The 15,281-nt window shown below is 39.5% G+C and carries 15 protein-coding genes and 1 other annotated feature; of the genes, 10 read left to right on the forward strand and 5 right to left on the reverse strand.

What is annotated here, in order from left to right; all coding sequences use genetic code 11:
- The first annotated feature begins 4 nt into the window (after window positions 1-4).
- Entirely contained in the window at window positions 5-1,099 is a 1,095-nt protein-coding gene (locus NQZ71_RS06570; RefSeq protein ID WP_260055582.1) for a tetraprenyl-beta-curcumene synthase family protein, read from the forward strand.
- 25 nt (window positions 1,100-1,124) lie between these two features.
- On the forward strand, window positions 1,125-1,670 hold the full coding sequence (locus NQZ71_RS06575; protein ID WP_144458275.1) for a GNAT family N-acetyltransferase: 546 nt from the start codon (window positions 1,125-1,127) through the stop codon (window positions 1,668-1,670).
- 48 nt (window positions 1,671-1,718) lie between these two features.
- Here the strand turns inward: NQZ71_RS06575 and NQZ71_RS06580 are convergent, their stop codons facing one another.
- Window positions 1,719-2,291, reverse strand: coding sequence for a tRNA 5-(aminomethyl)-2-thiouridylate-methyltransferase MnmM (locus NQZ71_RS06580; RefSeq protein WP_260055581.1), 573 nt, complete (start codon window positions 2,289-2,291; stop codon window positions 1,719-1,721).
- Window positions 2,288-3,253 (reverse strand): tRNA modification radical SAM protein MnmL/YtqA, encoded by a 966-nt coding sequence (locus NQZ71_RS06585; RefSeq protein ID WP_317011539.1) that lies wholly within the window; start codon window positions 3,251-3,253, stop codon window positions 2,288-2,290. The genes NQZ71_RS06580 and NQZ71_RS06585 overlap by 4 nt, the downstream gene beginning before the upstream one ends.
- Window positions 3,254-3,460: 207 nt before the next feature.
- On the opposite strand from NQZ71_RS06585, the gene NQZ71_RS06590 reads away from it, so the two are divergent.
- Window positions 3,461-3,724, forward strand: coding sequence for a YtzC family protein (locus tag NQZ71_RS06590; protein WP_144458269.1), 264 nt, complete (start codon window positions 3,461-3,463; stop codon window positions 3,722-3,724).
- Between the two features lie 59 nt (window positions 3,725-3,783).
- Here NQZ71_RS06590 and NQZ71_RS06595 read toward each other — a convergent pair whose 3' ends face one another.
- Window positions 3,784-4,974 carry an MDR family MFS transporter gene (locus NQZ71_RS06595; protein WP_317011540.1) on the reverse strand — a complete coding sequence of 397 codons (1,191 nt, stop codon included), beginning with the start codon at window positions 4,972-4,974 and terminating at the stop codon, window positions 3,784-3,786.
- A 236-nt stretch (window positions 4,975-5,210) separates the two neighbouring features.
- Between NQZ71_RS06595 and NQZ71_RS06600 the strand changes: the two genes are divergently transcribed.
- The 5 genes from NQZ71_RS06600 to NQZ71_RS06620 all read left to right on the forward strand — a co-directional run bounded on the left by NQZ71_RS06600 (window position 5,211) and on the right by NQZ71_RS06620 (window position 10,824).
- On the forward strand, window positions 5,211-5,783 hold the full coding sequence (locus NQZ71_RS06600) for a histidine phosphatase family protein (protein WP_317011541.1): 573 nt from the start codon (window positions 5,211-5,213) through the stop codon (window positions 5,781-5,783).
- Window positions 5,784-5,804: 21 nt separating this feature from the next.
- Window positions 5,805-6,977, forward strand: a complete 1,173-nt coding sequence (locus tag NQZ71_RS06605) for an amidase (RefSeq protein ID WP_317011542.1) — start codon at window positions 5,805-5,807, stop codon at window positions 6,975-6,977.
- A 103-nt stretch (window positions 6,978-7,080) separates the two neighbouring features.
- Window positions 7,081-7,305 (forward strand) — a binding site (T-box leader).
- 70 nt (window positions 7,306-7,375) lie between these two features.
- Entirely contained in the window at window positions 7,376-9,796 is a 2,421-nt protein-coding gene (gene leuS, locus NQZ71_RS06610; protein WP_317011543.1) for a leucine--tRNA ligase, read from the forward strand.
- A gap of 147 nt (window positions 9,797-9,943) precedes the next feature.
- The gene (locus tag NQZ71_RS06615; RefSeq protein WP_127736893.1) at window positions 9,944-10,249 is read left to right on the forward strand and encodes a rhodanese-like domain-containing protein; all 306 of its coding nucleotides are present in this window, start codon (window positions 9,944-9,946) and stop codon (window positions 10,247-10,249) included.
- A gap of 392 nt (window positions 10,250-10,641) precedes the next feature.
- Window positions 10,642-10,824: a sporulation protein Cse60 gene (locus tag NQZ71_RS06620; protein WP_144458259.1), complete on the forward strand. Its 183-nt coding sequence runs from the start codon at window positions 10,642-10,644 to the stop codon at window positions 10,822-10,824.
- A 31-nt stretch (window positions 10,825-10,855) separates the two neighbouring features.
- Here NQZ71_RS06620 and NQZ71_RS06625 read toward each other — a convergent pair whose 3' ends face one another.
- A complete protein-coding gene (locus tag NQZ71_RS06625) occupies window positions 10,856-12,130 on the reverse strand; it encodes a BaiN/RdsA family NAD(P)/FAD-dependent oxidoreductase (RefSeq protein WP_317011544.1) in 1,275 nt (424 codons plus the stop codon).
- Window positions 12,131-12,343: 213 nt separating this feature from the next.
- On the opposite strand from NQZ71_RS06625, the gene NQZ71_RS06630 reads away from it, so the two are divergent.
- Both NQZ71_RS06630 and NQZ71_RS06635 read left to right on the forward strand, forming a co-directional pair.
- A complete protein-coding gene (locus tag NQZ71_RS06630; protein ID WP_317011545.1) occupies window positions 12,344-13,969 on the forward strand; it encodes a putative polysaccharide biosynthesis protein in 1,626 nt (541 codons plus the stop codon).
- A 49-nt stretch (window positions 13,970-14,018) separates the two neighbouring features.
- A complete protein-coding gene (locus tag NQZ71_RS06635; RefSeq protein ID WP_260055586.1) occupies window positions 14,019-14,741 on the forward strand; it encodes a pseudouridine synthase in 723 nt (240 codons plus the stop codon).
- Between the two features lie 106 nt (window positions 14,742-14,847).
- Here the strand turns inward: NQZ71_RS06635 and NQZ71_RS06640 are convergent, their stop codons facing one another.
- On the reverse strand, window positions 14,848-15,069 hold the full coding sequence (locus NQZ71_RS06640) for a DeoR family transcriptional regulator (protein ID WP_127736905.1): 222 nt from the start codon (window positions 15,067-15,069) through the stop codon (window positions 14,848-14,850).
- Window positions 15,070-15,281 lie beyond the last annotated feature (212 nt).

A 15,281-nucleotide genomic window follows, 5' to 3' on the forward strand; every position in this document is an offset into this window, starting at 1 on the left:
AATAATGTCTGTACCGAATATGCCATTAACATTAATGTCTAAGGTGTACTTGAAGGTTTTTCCTGTTGTACACAAAGAACTGAATTATTGGACAAACAGAGCAACACAAATTCCGAATCCTGAACTGCGTAAACAAGCGTTGGCCAGTATAAAAGACAAAACTTTCCACTGTGAAGGCGGCTCCATCATGGCCCTAATTTCAAGGCATGAGTACAAGGTAGCCATTAAATTTATCGTGGCATACCAAACAATCAGTGATTATCTTGACAATCTTTGTGATCGAAGCACTTCGTTAGATCCGCGGGATTTCTCTGCATTGCATGAGTCGATGGAGCATGCACTGACAGTAGGAGCAGAAGCATCGAACTATTATCGATACAGGGAAGACCAAGATGATGGCGGTTATTTATATGATTTAGCGAAAACCTGTCGGGACACATTAGCTGAATTAGATAATTATGAGCATATAAAAGACCATTTGCTAGAGCTTTGCCGTTATTATTGCGATTTGCAAATACATAAGCATGTTTCTGTGGAGGAACGCATCCCGAGACTGCAGTCATGGTTTAATGATAACAAGCATGCAATTCCTGAAATGGAGTGGTATGAATTTTCGGCTTGCTCCGGGTCTACGCTAGGTATTTTTTGTTTAGTTTCATATGCCCTTAGAAAGGATTTCGAGCCTTCTTATTCCTCCAATATCCGTGATGGTTATTTTCCATATATACAAGGACTTCATATCCTGTTGGATTATTTTATCGATCAGGAAGAAGACAGGCAAGGTGGCGATTTAAATTTCTGCTTCTATTACAAGGACGAAACAGAGCTTTTCAGTCGCTTGAAGCATTTTGTAGTCGAAGCTGACAAGCATACGAAGAATCTGCCTCACCAAAGATTTCATAAGCTCATAAACAGAGGACTGCTAGGCGTATACTTATCAGATGAAAAAGTATATAAACAGCAGAACATTCGCAAACTGGCACGGGAAATCATTAAAACCTCTGGACCAGTAGGCTATTTCTTCTATATTAATGGACGTGCCTACCGCAAGTTTCAAAAAATGATGCCAGCAGGAATTGCACGAACAATGTCAAAATAGTGACTATCATCAAGGAGAGTGGCAGATGTTTCCTGTACTTGAAACAGAGCGGTTGCTATTAAGAGAGATAGAAGAAAAAGATATTAAAGCAATCTATTCGATTTTAAGTCGTGAGGATGTTACGGTGCATTATGGGCAGGAGCCTTTCAAGGCATATGAGGAAGCCCGATCCTTGCTTGCGATTTTTAATATGAATTACAGCATGCAAAGAGGCATTCGTTGGGGAATAGAAGAAAAAAACAGTGGTGCATTTGTCGGAACAATCGGGTTTCATGCATGGCACCAAAAACATAGACGAGCAGAGATTGGTTATGAGCTTCATCCGGCTTTCTGGAAAAAGGGCTATGGGCAAGAAGCAGTTTCTGAGGTTATTTCCTTTGGTTTTTCTGAGTTGAAATTAAACCGTATCTCTGCTATTTGTTACCCGGAAAATAAGCCTTCCCAAAAATTGCTGGAAAGGTCCGGTTTCCAAAAGGAAGGCATATTAGCAAAATATATGGTTCAAAATCAGCATGTTTATGATTGCTACATGTATTGTCTGCTACATCCATCCTTGAATGAAGAGAAATAAAAAGGCAGGATAGTCAGCTTTTTGCTGAATTATCCTGCCTTTTTTCGCTTATCGTTTCTCTAAAGCTATAATAAATGGTGGATTGTTTTTCTGGTTAATAAACTGGTATTGAAGCACATGTGCTTTTTCCTGGTTGAAATTTTCCACAAATTGCAGCAGCTCCTCTTTTTCTGCCGCACCTTCAGCATGTCCGTGATAAATAACGAGGATAATTATTCCTTCTGGTGCAAGCATTTCAAAGATTTGTTCCACAGCAGAAATCGTTGTGGTTGCGTTTGTAACTATTGTTTTATCTCCGCCAGGTAAATAGCCTAAATTGAAAATTGCTCCCTTAACGTGGCCGTGAAGGTCTTTAGGGATGATGCTTCCCACATGCTCATGGCCTTCCTTCGTAAGGATAACTCTGTCGGAAAGAGACTGCTCTGCAAGTCGCTTTTTTGTAGCAAGCATTGCTTCGTCTTGAATGTCAAAACTGTATACCTTTCCTTCATTCCCAACAAGGTTTGCAAGGTAGACAGTGTCATGTCCGTTTCCCATTGTTGCATCAATGGCAATGTCACCTATTGCAACAGACCTGTCCAGTAAAGTCCTTGCGAATGGTAATATACGTTCTAGCTTCATACAAGCACCTTGTCAGACGGCTGATAAAACTTTCCTTGCCAGCTGTTTCGTCTTTTCAATTCTGCATCAATGCTGTTTAGTACTTCCCATTTGTTAACACTCCACATTGGTCCAACCATCAAATCAATCGGCCCATCGCCAGTAATGCGGTGGATAATCATTTCAGGCGGTAATATTTCTAATTGGTCACAAACAAGTTGAATATATTCTTCAAAAGTGAGAAATTGAAGCAGTCCTTTTTCATATTGCTTAACCATTGGTGTGCCTTTTAGTAAATGCAGCAAATGAATTTTAATTCCTTGGACATCTAATTTGCTCACTTCTTTTGCCGTTTCCATCATCATTTCATTTGTTTCAAGGGGAAGCCCATTGATGATATGTGTGCAAACGCGAATATTATGTTTTCTCAGCTTGTTAACACCGTCTACATATGTCTGGTAGTCATGTGCCCTGTTAATTAAATTAGCCGTTTTTTCGTGCACCGTCTGCAAGCCAAGCTCCACCCAAAGGTAAGTGCGCTCATTCAGTTCTGCCAAATATTCAACAACATCGTCAGGAAGACAATCCGGGCGTGTCGCGATGGAAAGCCCAACAACATTATCCTGCTTCAAAACAGTCTCGTATTTTTCTCTTAATACGTCAACAGGTGCATGTGTATTCGTATATGCTTGGAAATAAGCCATATATTTGCCATCTTTCCATTTTTCATGCATTTTGTCCTTTATATCATGAAATTGCTTTTCTAATGAATCGACACGATTGCCGGCAAAGTCACCGCTGCCTGCAGCACTGCAGAAGGTGCAGCCTCCATGTGCCACTGTGCCATCCCTGTTAGGGCAATCAAAGCCGCCATCCAAGGCAATTTTAAATACTTTATGTCCGAACTCGCCGCGCAAATGATAATTCCATGTATGATACCTTTTATTATCAGCTGCATAGGCAAATGGGTTTTGCTGATTCAAACGTTTAACCTCCCTCTCATGCAATACTCCACATGCATAACAAAAATTTTAACATGTATCCTCTTCTTATCCAAACAAAATTCAATGGTAGTTTTTAAAACAATTATTCAGTAAAGAAAAGGAAGTCATAAGAAGCCTCGCCGCTACAGATAATATTTAGGAAGCAAATTGCTTCAAATAGCAGGACTTGTTGGGAGGGCTATAAATTTGGCAACTCGTGATTCTATAGATGAGCTTTTGGAAAGATGTAATGCTGCTATTGGCTTTGCAGAGGAGCAGTATAAAATTTCTCAGATGCAACAGCATTATAATATTGAAGAATATACAGATGCACAATTTCAGCTAGAAAATGTATTTAATGATTTGGAAACGTTGGACCATAGTGCTAATGCTCAGCAAAGGGATCAGCTTTACAGAATGAGACTTCTTATTCAGGATAAGCAGAACCAAATGGCGCTCCATCTTCCTTAAGGATTTACAGTTACAAAAAACAGGGCGAATCGGGATTGTACCCGGTTCGCCCTGTTTTTTTAAGATTTTGCAACTTTCACTTTGCCAGCTTTTAATGGAACATCATAGAAATACGCAGCAATCATGCCAAGCAGAAGTAAAAATACTAAGACTGGCACAAGTAATCCTATTCCATTTACATCGACAAGATAGCCTCCTAATAATGGACCTATCATTCTGCCGCCAGTCGCCGTACTGTTGATGATGCCCTGGAAGAATCCTTCCTTTCCCTTTGGAGCCAGTTTATCGGCAATTGTTGGGACTGCTGGCCATACAAGCATTTCTCCAATTGTCAGGATGAGCATTGCTGCAAGGAAACCAGCGAACATTTCCGCTTGCCCGACAATAAGGAAGGAAACGATGAAGATAACCATGCCTATCAGCATCTGAATTTTAACCGAGGGGCATATTTTCTTCGTAAACAGGCTGATAAGCGGCTGACCAAATACGATGAGTCCACCGTTTACTGCCCAAAGCAGACTGTATTGTGCCAGCGGGATATTCAACTCTTGCGTATGTGTTGAAATAGTGGCCTGCCATTGAACATAACAAATCCAGCAAAGCAAATAGCCGAACCCAAGTATTGCAAGTGCATAAAGTGCAGGATTTCGTTGCGAGCCTTTTTGTTTCCTTCTGCTCTCTGCTGCATTTAGCATACTTGGCTGAACTTGAATATTTTTATAGCTAACTAAAGCAATAAAGAAAAATATCACATACATAAATGTGTTCGAAATGAATATCCAAGTGAATGAATAGGATGCGATAACTCCACCGATTGCTGAACCTAATGCCACACCGGCGTTTTGGGCAACATAAATACTGTTGAATGCTTTTCTGCCGCCTTCTGGCCAAACATTTCCAGCCATAGCATACATGCTGGGATAAATAATTCCAGATCCAAAGCCAGACAATGTAAAGAAGAAGCAGTAAGCTCCCCAAGCATTCCAAATGGTCAACCCTAACAAGGAAAGAGCTGTTAAGGAAATTCCGAGGAGTATGGAAAGATAGCCTCCTAATTTATCATAAAGCGCACCACCTATTAAATTTCCGATTACACTTGCGCCAGAATTAAGCATTAAGATAAAACCGGCAACGGTAAGCGATTTTCCAAGATGGTCATGAATATATATACTGTTTAAAGGCCAAAGCAAGGAAGAGCCAGTTACATTGACTGCCATTCCAATTACTAAAAGCCAGAGTGCTCTAGGCATATTGGTGCTCCTTTTTTAAGTTGATTTGCTACCAGAAATAAGTTTAATTCGGATTGGGTTGTCCTGCAATAGAAATAGCTTCAATATTATGAAGGCGGAAAATTGATTATTTTCTGCAAATTAAAGCGCTTTCGAATAGTATATATAATATTTATTAATTGAATTTATTGAAAAATCACACTTCTTCATCTACAGTAGAAATAACAACTTGTGTTGATAGGAAAGGATAGGAAGAAATGACTGATATCTGTTTAATAAGACATGGAGAAACAGAATGGAATTCGCTGGGGAAGATACAGGGTAGAACCGATATTCCATTAAATGACAATGGGATTAGGCAAGCTGAACAATGCAGGGATTATTTGAAGAGTTTAGATTGGGACCTTATCATCACAAGTCCTCTTGTTCGCGCAAAGGAGACGGCTGCTATTATCAATCAAGCTGTAAACCTGCCTATGATAGTTATGGAGGAATTTATGGAGAGAAGCTTTGGAGATGCAGAAGGAAAAACAAAGGAAGAAAGACAGCTTCTTTATCCAAATATGGAATATCCAAACGAGGAGTCAAAGGATGTGCTTGAAGAACGGCTGAGGGCAGGCTTGGCATACATATTGCAAACATATACGCAGAAACGGATTTTGCTTGTTGCACATGGTGCTGTTATTCATACCATATTAAGAATTCTTTCTAATGAAGAAATCACCTTAGAAAATACGTACTTAACAAATGCTTGTTTAAGCAATATTCATTATAGAGATCAAAAGTGGGCAATTAAGGATTATAATATTGTCACACATTTACAGCTTTAATTAACGGAAGGGTGAGGAGTTTTGGTGAAAGATTTTGGAGCATACGCAGATAAACAGGTTATGCTTGAGCCTGTGAGTGCAGGAGAATTATCCGGCCTTAGCTTCGCAGTAAAGGATGTTTTTGCCATTCAAGGACACAGGTCCACAGCAGGTAATCCAGATTGGCTAAAAACGCATCATGCTGCAAAAGAAACAGCACCAGCGCTTACTAGTTTGCTTCATGCAGGTGCGAGACTAGAAGGAACGACAATAACAGATGAACTTATGTACAGCTTAAATGGAGAAAACTTTCATTACGGGACACCTGTTAATCCAAAGGATCCTAAGCGCATACCTGGAGGGTCCTCCTGTGGATCAGCAGTTGCTGTTGCAGCAGGGCTAGCAGATTTTGCGATTGGAACAGACACAGGTGGGTCTGTTCGAATACCCTCTTCCTATTGTGGAATTTATGGCATAAGACCGACACATGATATTGTCCAGATAGATGATGTTATTCCACTTTCGAAAAGCTTTGATACTGTCGGCTGGATGGCAAGGGATGCCAGTACGTTATGGAAGGTTGGGAGGGTATTAATAGAAGCGGAAGAGGCTGGATTGTTTACACGTATGATTACGGCAGAGGATGCTTGGGAATTAATAGACATAGAAGCAAAAGAGGCGTTGTTAACAGAACTGCATAAGTGGGATACGGATTCTATGAAACAATCCACAACCATTTTGGCAGAAGAAGGCTTGGCAGAATGGGCTGAAACATTCCGTATACTTCAAGGCAGGGAAATATGGCAGGAGCATGGCGAATGGATTAATACTAATAACCCTACGTTTGGTCCGGGTATTGCCGAGCGTTTTAAGTGGGCGAGTACACTGGCAGATACCGATATTTCTCCATATTTACAGAAAAGAAGTATGATAACGGAAAAAGTGGAAAAACTGCTTAAAGATGACGGTGTGTTGATTTTACCAACGGCTCCTGGAACGGCCCCATTGCTTAATCTGCCTGTCGAAGAGCTGGAGGTACGCAGAAGCAGAACATTCCAGCTTTGCTGTATTGCAGGGTTAACAGGATTACCCCAAGTAAACATACCGCTTGCAGAGGTGAATGGTGTGCCAGTTGGTCTTTCGATTATTGCTGGAAAAAGACAAGACAGAAAATTGCTTAAATGGATAACACAGCTTGAAGCAAATCGAGTGTGACAATATTTCTTTCGTAAGCATATGCTGCTTTTAACAGGAAATTTCATGCTTAATAACTGCTTGCATCCATGAAGAAAATAACATACAATAAACAACATATAGGGCAACAGCTAGGAAAAGGAATAGTAAAGATAATTTTTTGTTGAAGAGAGCTGGCGGATGGTGCAAGCCAGTCAAAAAAAATCTTGAACTCGCCTTTGAGTTGCAAGTGTGAACTAACAGTAATGCTTGCCGTACACCGCGTTAAGGGATGAATGAAGCGAGTGATTTATTCACTAATTGTGGGTGGTACCGCGGGAGATATACATATATTCCTCTCGTCCCTATTGGGATGAGGGGATTTTTTGTTTTCTGATGAAACAGCCCTGCGAATAGAAATTAAATAGGAGGAAATTAAGATGAGCTTTAGTCATCAAAACATAGAACAAAAATGGCAAAAATATTGGCAAGAAAATAAAACGTTCAAAACAAGTGAAGATAAAGGGAAAAAGAAGTTTTACGCACTTGATATGTTTCCATATCCATCTGGAGCAGGCCTTCATGTAGGACATCCAGAAGGATATACAGCTACAGACATTCTTTCTCGTATGAAAAGAATGCAGGACTTTAATGTCCTTCATCCAATGGGATGGGATGCATTCGGTTTGCCTGCAGAACAATATGCATTGGATACAGGTAATCATCCAGCATTGTTTACAGAAAAAAACATTGAAACATTCAGACGTCAAATCAATTCATTAGGCTTCTCTTATGACTGGGACAGAGAAATTAATACAACAGATCCTGACTATTATAAATGGACACAATGGATTTTCCTTCAGCTTTTTGAAAAAGGCTTAGCGTATGTGGATGAAGTGGCAGTTAACTGGTGTCCTGCATTAGGCACAGTGCTTGCTAATGAAGAAGTAATCGACGGAAAAAGTGAAAGGGGCGGACATCCAGTTGAAAGACGCCCAATGAGACAATGGATTCTAAAAATTACTGCTTACGCTGATCGTTTGCTGGAAGATTTAGATGATGTGGATTGGCCTGAAAGCATTAAAGAAATGCAGAGAAACTGGATTGGACGTTCTGAAGGCGCGGAAGTGACGTTCCAAATTGACAATCACGAAGAAACATTCACTGTTTTCACAACAAGACCTGATACACTGTTTGGCGCAACATATGCTGTTCTTGCACCAGAGCATGCTTTAGTTGACAAAATCACGACAGCAGAGCAAAAGGAAGCAGTTGAAGCATATTTAGAGAAAATTAAAAGTAAGAGCGATTTGGAAAGAACAGATCTTGCTAAAGAAAAAACAGGTGTATTCACAGGAGCTTATGCTGTTAACCCAGTGAATGGCGAAAAAATGCCGATTTGGATTGCAGATTATGTGCTTGTCAGCTATGGAACAGGAAGCATTATGGCAGTTCCTGCGCATGATGAAAGAGACTTCGAGTTTGCAAAAACTTTTGGGTTGCCGATTAAGGAAGTTGTGGCTGGCGGAAATGTACAGGAAGAAGCATATACTGGTGATGGAGCTCATGTTAACTCTGAATTCCTTGATGGGCTGCAAAAAGAAGCAGCAATCACGAAGATGATTGCGTGGCTTGAAGAGAAGGGCATCGGTACGAAGAAAGTAACGTACAGACTTCGTGACTGGTTGTTCAGCCGTCAAAGATACTGGGGTGAACCGATTCCAATTATCCACTGGGAAGATGGCACAATGACAGGTGTTCCTGTGGAGGAATTGCCGCTGACATTGCCTGATACTGCAGAAATTAAACCATCAGGCACTGGTGAGTCACCATTGGCAAACATTTCTGAGTGGGTTAATGTTGTGGATCCAGTAACAGGTAAAAAAGGCAGACGTGAAACAAACACAATGCCGCAATGGGCAGGCAGCAGCTGGTATTATATCCGTTATATCGATCCGAATAACAGTGAAGCTATTGCAGACCCTGAAAAGCTGAAAGAATGGCTTCCAGTTGATATGTATATCGGTGGAGTCGAGCACGCAGTATTGCATTTATTGTATGCGCGCTTCTGGCATAAGGTATTGTTTGATTTAGGTGTTGTTCCAACGAAAGAGCCTTTCCAAAAGCTGTTTAACCAAGGGATGATACTTGGTGAAAACAATGAAAAAATGAGTAAATCTAAAGGTAATGTTGTTAATCCAGACGAAATCGTGGAAAGCCATGGTGCAGACACACTTCGCTTGTATGAAATGTTCATGGGACCACTTGATGCTGCTATCGCTTGGTCAACAAACGGACTGGATGGTTCAAGAAGATTCCTTGATCGTATTTGGCGATTGCTTGTAGACGATAATGGCGAAATTTCCGGCAAGGTTCAAGATATTGAGGAAGCAAAAGGATTAGATAAAATCTACCACCAAACGGTGAAGAAGGTTACAGAGGACTTTGAAGGCTTGCGCTTTAATACAGCAATTTCACAAATGATGGTGTTCATTAATGAGTGCTATAAAGCAGATGTGCTACCAAAAGCTTATATTGAAGGTTTTGTGAAGCTTCTTTCTCCAATTTGCCCACATATTGCAGAAGAGCTTTGGGAAAAGCTTGGAAGCTCAGCAGGCACAATCGCATATGAAGCATGGCCTGCATATGATGAGGCAAAAATGGTAGACGATGAAATCGAAATCGTTATCCAAATCAACGGTAAAGTAAAAACAAAATTGATGGTTCCAGCAGATGCGAATAAAGATGCACTTGAGCAGATTGCAATGGAGGACAGTCAAGTGAAAGAGCAAATTGACGGGAAAACAGTTAGAAAGATCATTGCTGTACCTGGGAAATTGGTTAATATCGTAGCGAATTAATAATAAAAGTCCAGCCAAATAATACGGCTGGACTTTTTTTGTCTATAAAAATATTGGGCAAGTGATTTGCATCTTTTTTTTAATTGTTCTATATTACAATGAGTAGAGTTAACAAGATAAGTAACGGTTGAATGGAGGAAACAATAAGTGGAAGATATTAAGATAATTACAACAGCAGAATTAGAAGACAAGCTAAACAAAGGGGAAAAGCTGGAGCTTGTTGATGTCCGTGAGGATGAAGAGGTAGCAGAAGGAATGATTCCAGGCGCTAAACATATTCGCATGAATGATATTCCTGAAAACCTAGACTACTTCTCACAGGACAAAGAATATATTTTTATATGCCGCTCTGGAAAAAGAAGTGAAAATGTTTGCTATTTCCTTGAAGACAAAGGCTTTAAAGTTGTTAATATGGTTGGTGGAATGCTTAACTGGAACGGCAAAACAGTGTAATCAGTGGAGTCTGAGACATAAGTATTAAGTCTAATTCAAAACCGAACTACTTAATCGTTATTGATTAATAGTTTGGTTTTTTTATGTTTTCGGTTTGAAAACGATAATTAAAAATCTTAGTGGAATGGAGCTCCAGGCCACTCGACTAAGAAGGGAAATAGACCCCGCAGGCGAAGATGCGCGTCGTGTAATGAAATGAACTAATTTCAAGGCAATACTCTATTATATAATTCCATGCACCATTGTCTCAAAGTTAGTTGGAATCATTTCGTGTAGGATTGGTGATGTTTTGTTCCACCCATTTTTTTCTTTCTCCTTTAAAATGTCTAAAATGCTGCGAAAGTGGCTACTCTTTTAATAGAATATTCTGTCATATAAGGAGAGTTGTCTAGATGATTAAAGTGAAATTATTTGACCAAGAGCATGAAAAAGACTTGGAAATGGAAATGAATAAGTTTTTGGAAAAAATAGATGAAAAGAAGCTTGTGGATATAAAGTATAATATTGCTGCATTACAAGAGGACAATGAGGAACAAATATATTGCTTCTCCTCCATGATTATTTATAAAAGCTGAACGACTTTTGTAAAGTCGTTCAGCTTATTTTTTAGTTATACGTATTCTTTGCTTCTAAAGCGGCATTAACACCAGCAAGTCTTCCTGTTACAAACGCACTTGTGATGTTATACCCTCCTGTATATCCATGGATGTCCAATATTTCTCCACAGAAGAACAGTCCAGGCATTAGCTTTGATTCCATTGTTTTCGGTGAAATTTCCTTGATTGAAACGCCACCGCCAGTAACAAATGCTTTTTCCAAAGGCAGTGTTCCGTTGACATTAAAAGTAAAACCTTTACATAGAGCTGTGAATTTTTTCAGCTTATCCTGCGAAATTGTCGCTCCTTGTGCAGAAGGGTCAATTTCTGCCAGCTCAAGCAAAAATAGTAGATAGCGTTCTGTTAGGAAGCCTTTTAAAATATTTTTAACTGCTTTTTTTGGCTCGTCCTTAACGAGTTTGCTAATTTCCTGAAACAGTGGTTCTTCCTTTTTATCAGGGAATGAATCAATTGAAACAGGAACCTCTGCTAATTTCGTTTTCTTCAGCTCCTTCACGACAAACTGGCTGCAGCGCAAAACAGCAGGACCGCTGATTCCTAAGTGAGTGAAGATCATGTCCATCTTATGTGTGATAATCGGTTTTCCTTTTTGGTTCAATACACTAAGAGCAACAGCTCTTAAAGACAAGCCTTGTAAGGTTTTGTCTTTAATGAATTTTTCGCTAGAAGTGACAGGAACCTCTGTTGGAAACAGCTCAGTAATGGTGTGCCCAGCACTTTGTGCCCAAGCATAGCCATCACCAGTTGAACCAGTATGGGGAACAGATTTACCGCCAACAGCAATGATAAGTGATTTGCACACTGCCTCTTTGCCATTTTGCAGTTGAATTGTTTTCGTGCCATCTTGATTATATACAACATTCTTAACAGGAGTATTTGTACGAATTTCGACCTTCATCCTGCCAAGCTCCTGTAATAAGGCATCCACAACGGACTGTGCCTTATTAGAGACTGGGAACATTCTGCCATGATCTTCTTCCTTTAAGGCAATTCCTAAATTCTCAAAAAACGCAATAATATCTTCATTATTAAAAATAGAAAAACCGCTGTACAGGAACCGGCCGTTTCCTGGAATATGCTTAATTATTTCCTCGACTGGCAGACGATTTGTAACATTGCATCTGCCGCCACCAGAAATGGCAAGCTTACGTCCTAGCTTTTCTCCTTTATCAATTAACAGGACTTTCGCATTAGAATCTGCAGCACCGATTGCTGCCATTAATCCGGACGGACCGCCCCCTATTACTATTACATCATATTGCATTAGTGAACCTACTTTCTTTTTTCCTATAATATAGCTTGTTAGATAGTCTATTTTCTTTATTTGCAAGCTAAAGTAGCGTTTCTAGCCAAGAAAAGGTAAACTACTAATAGTGTTTTAAAAAAATTGCTCAGTATTACACTTAGTATCTTCATTCATTTCGTGTTAAAATAATTTGTTATGTTACATTGCAGCTTCGTTTAAGGAAGGGATTATATGTCGTCAAAATTGTTGAGAGGTACGTTTATTCTAACACTCGGAACTATGATATCAAAAGCACTGGGATTGTTCTATGTTATCCCATTTAATATGATTGTCGGAAAAGAAGGAACTATCCTTTATCAATATTCATATGTAGCTTATACGATTGTCATCAGTATTGCAACAGCAGGGATACCTCTTGCTGTCAGCAAATTTATATCCAAATATAACGCCATGGGAGAGTATGGGGTTAGCAGGCGGCTTTTTAAGTCAGGTCTGCTTGTAATGACCTGTACGGGATTTGTCTGCTTCCTTGCTATGTATTTCCTTGCACCATTTCTTGCAGAAATTAATATTCCTGAAGATGATTTAGACTCGAGTGTCAAGGATGTTACGACTGTTATTAGGGCAGTTAGCTTTGCTGTTATCGTCGTTCCTGTCATGAGCTTGATTCGCGGCTTCTTTCAAGGACATGAATCTATGGGGCCGTCTGCTGTATCTCAAGTTGTAGAGCAGATTGTGCGGATTATTTTCATGCTTGCTGGAGCAGCTGCCGTTTTGTACGTTTTCAAAGGCGATATTGTTACTGCAGTTAGCATATCGACATTTGCCGCATTTGTCGGTGCGATTGGCGGCCTTGCCGTTCTTATCTATTATTGGGTTAAAAGAAAAAATCACTTTAACTCTATGCTTGACGAAGATAGACAACAAATTACAGATATATCATTAGGTTCCATGTACAAAGAGATACTCATTTCGGCAGCACCATTCGTTTTCGTCGGAATAGCGAATCCGCTTTTTCAATTTATCGATACGATAACCTTTAACCGTGCTATGGCTGTTGTCGGGTTAAGTGCCATTTCAGAAACACAATTAAATGCATTTAATTATCAGACACATAAAATTGTCATCATACCTGTGTCGTTGGCAACAGCTTTTTCGATGACACTCGTACCGATGATAACAAGAGCTTTTGTTAGTGGAGATCAACAGTCTGTTAACCATAATTTAAATCAAGCATTTCAAATATTATTATTTATTACATTACCGGCAACAATAGGATTATCGGTGTTGGCTGAGCCGGTTTACCGCCTGTTTTACGGAACAACAGATTTGGCTTTGGGAACAGAGGTACTGCGTTTATATGCACCAGTTGCGATTCTTTTCTCTCTGTATGCCGTTACTGCCGCAATTCTTCAAGGGATAAACGAGCAGCGATTTACTGTTTTAAGTCTTTTAGTAGGATTATTAGTTAAGCTGAGCTTAAACATGCCGCTAATTGAAAGATGGGAAGCGAATGGGGCTATATTGGCAACAGCATTAGGTTACAGTGCTGCTATCATCATTAATATCTTTGTTATTAAGGTATTTGCACAATATCCGTTTAGGCTTGTGCTGCGAAGAAGTGTGCTTATAATCGGCTTCACGTTTCTAATGTATGTTGTTGCAGAAATAGTGTATAAACTGCTTGGTTTGTTTTTAAAGCCAGAATCAGTTATTGCATCCCTGCTTATGGTCGGAATTGTTGGGATAGCAGGAGGTTTGCTTTATATCTATTTAGCATATCGCTCCAAGCTTGTATACCTATTATTAGGAGAACGGGCAGCATCTATCAAAAGGAAGCTGAGGCTGCCATTTTAATATAAGATGTAAAAGATTAAAGAAACGGATGGCAAGATGAATGAAAAAAATGAGAATTGATAAACTGCTTGCCAATTTAGGATTTGGCAGTAGAAAAGACGTAAAGTCCCTGTTGAAAAGCAAGGCCGTTAAGGTCAATGATGAGGTTATCAAGGATGCGAAGCAGCAGGTTGATCCAGAAAATGATGTTATCACATTACATGGAGACGTGGTGGAATACAAGGAGTTCATCTATTTGATGATGAACAAGCCGCCAGGTGTCATTTCAGCGACAGAGGATACGAGAGAGGAAACGGTCGTTGATCTGCTTGAGATTGAGGATGCTGTCTATAATCCATTTCCTGTTGGAAGGCTGGATAAGGATACGGAGGGACTATTGCTGCTGACAAATGACGGAAAGCTGTCCCACCGTTTACTTTCACCGAAAAAGCATGTGCCGAAAACGTATTTTGCTGTCATTAAAGGGATCGTAACAGAAGAAGATATCGAGTCCTTTAAAAAGGGAGTAATGCTTGATGATGGCTATGTAACAAAGCCAGGTGATCTTGTCATCTTGAAGGCTGGAGAAACGTCGGATATTGAGCTGACTATTTCAGAAGGCAAATTCCATCAAGTTAAAAGGATGTTTGAAAGTGTCGGCAAAAAAGTCATGTACTTAAAACGTATGTCCATGGGACCACTGGAGCTTGACGAAACATTGGAACTTGGAGAGTACAGGGAGCTTACAACAGAAGAAATAGACATGCTTCAACAATATGAAGTAAATGAATAGCAACTGCAACATAAAAAAACGCCAAACACATGTTTTGGCGTTTTTTTATGAATACACGATTTTAGATTAGTATATTTCTCAATAATTAATCTGCTTGTTTGTAAGCTTAAGAAGTCATTTTCACTTTTTTTCTAGTTGTTGTCCATTTTCCACGACTAGGGCTTTTAACCAAGTCGTTATAAGCTAACACATTCAAATCCCTTTGAATCGTTCGAGGAGTAATACCAAATTCCTCCACTAGCTCTTGTGTTGTTACTGTTCCACGCTTACTAATAAACATGTAGACGGATTTGATACGGTTTAACATCCGGTTAGTTGAAGGTTTCAATAAACCACTCCCTATCCTTTTTTCAAACCTTTGGCAAATTCCTACGACCGACAGCTTATTTGAAGATTTGTTCTTCAAGCGTATGTAATTTTCTTTTTTACAGACAACTCCTTTTCAAATGGCTAATAGTGAACAATAATGAACTCATATAAATATTGTATCCCTATTTACTTTTTAATTCTACATTATTTAATTAAATTTACAAAATATTT

Origin of the sequence: Niallia taxi (assembly GCF_032818155.1) — a bacterium.
Taxonomy (GTDB): Bacteria; Bacillota; Bacilli; order Bacillales; family Cytobacillaceae; genus Niallia; species Niallia taxi_A.

Bases quoted from the DNA above. Each gene is read 5' to 3' on its own strand.
- NQZ71_RS06570 (WP_260055582.1), top strand. From the start codon at position 5: ATGTCTGTACCGAATATGCCATTAACATTAATGTCTAAGGTGTACTTG.
- NQZ71_RS06575 (WP_144458275.1), top strand. From the start codon at position 1,125: ATGTTTCCTGTACTTGAAACAGAGCGGTTGCTATTAAGAGAGATAGAA.
- NQZ71_RS06580 (WP_260055581.1), bottom strand. From the start codon at position 2,291: ATGAAGCTAGAACGTATATTACCATTCGCAAGGACTTTACTGGACAGG.
- NQZ71_RS06595 (WP_317011540.1), bottom strand. From the start codon at position 4,974: ATGCCTAGAGCACTCTGGCTTTTAGTAATTGGAATGGCAGTCAATGTA.
- NQZ71_RS06600 (WP_317011541.1), top strand. From the start codon at position 5,211: ATGACTGATATCTGTTTAATAAGACATGGAGAAACAGAATGGAATTCG.
- leuS (WP_317011543.1), top strand. From the start codon at position 7,376: ATGAGCTTTAGTCATCAAAACATAGAACAAAAATGGCAAAAATATTGG.
- NQZ71_RS06620 (WP_144458259.1), top strand. From the start codon at position 10,642: ATGATTAAAGTGAAATTATTTGACCAAGAGCATGAAAAAGACTTGGAA.
- NQZ71_RS06625 (WP_317011544.1), bottom strand. From the start codon at position 12,130: ATGCAATATGATGTAATAGTAATAGGGGGCGGTCCGTCCGGATTAATG.
- NQZ71_RS06630 (WP_317011545.1), top strand. From the start codon at position 12,344: ATGTCGTCAAAATTGTTGAGAGGTACGTTTATTCTAACACTCGGAACT.
- NQZ71_RS06635 (WP_260055586.1), top strand. From the start codon at position 14,019: ATGAGAATTGATAAACTGCTTGCCAATTTAGGATTTGGCAGTAGAAAA.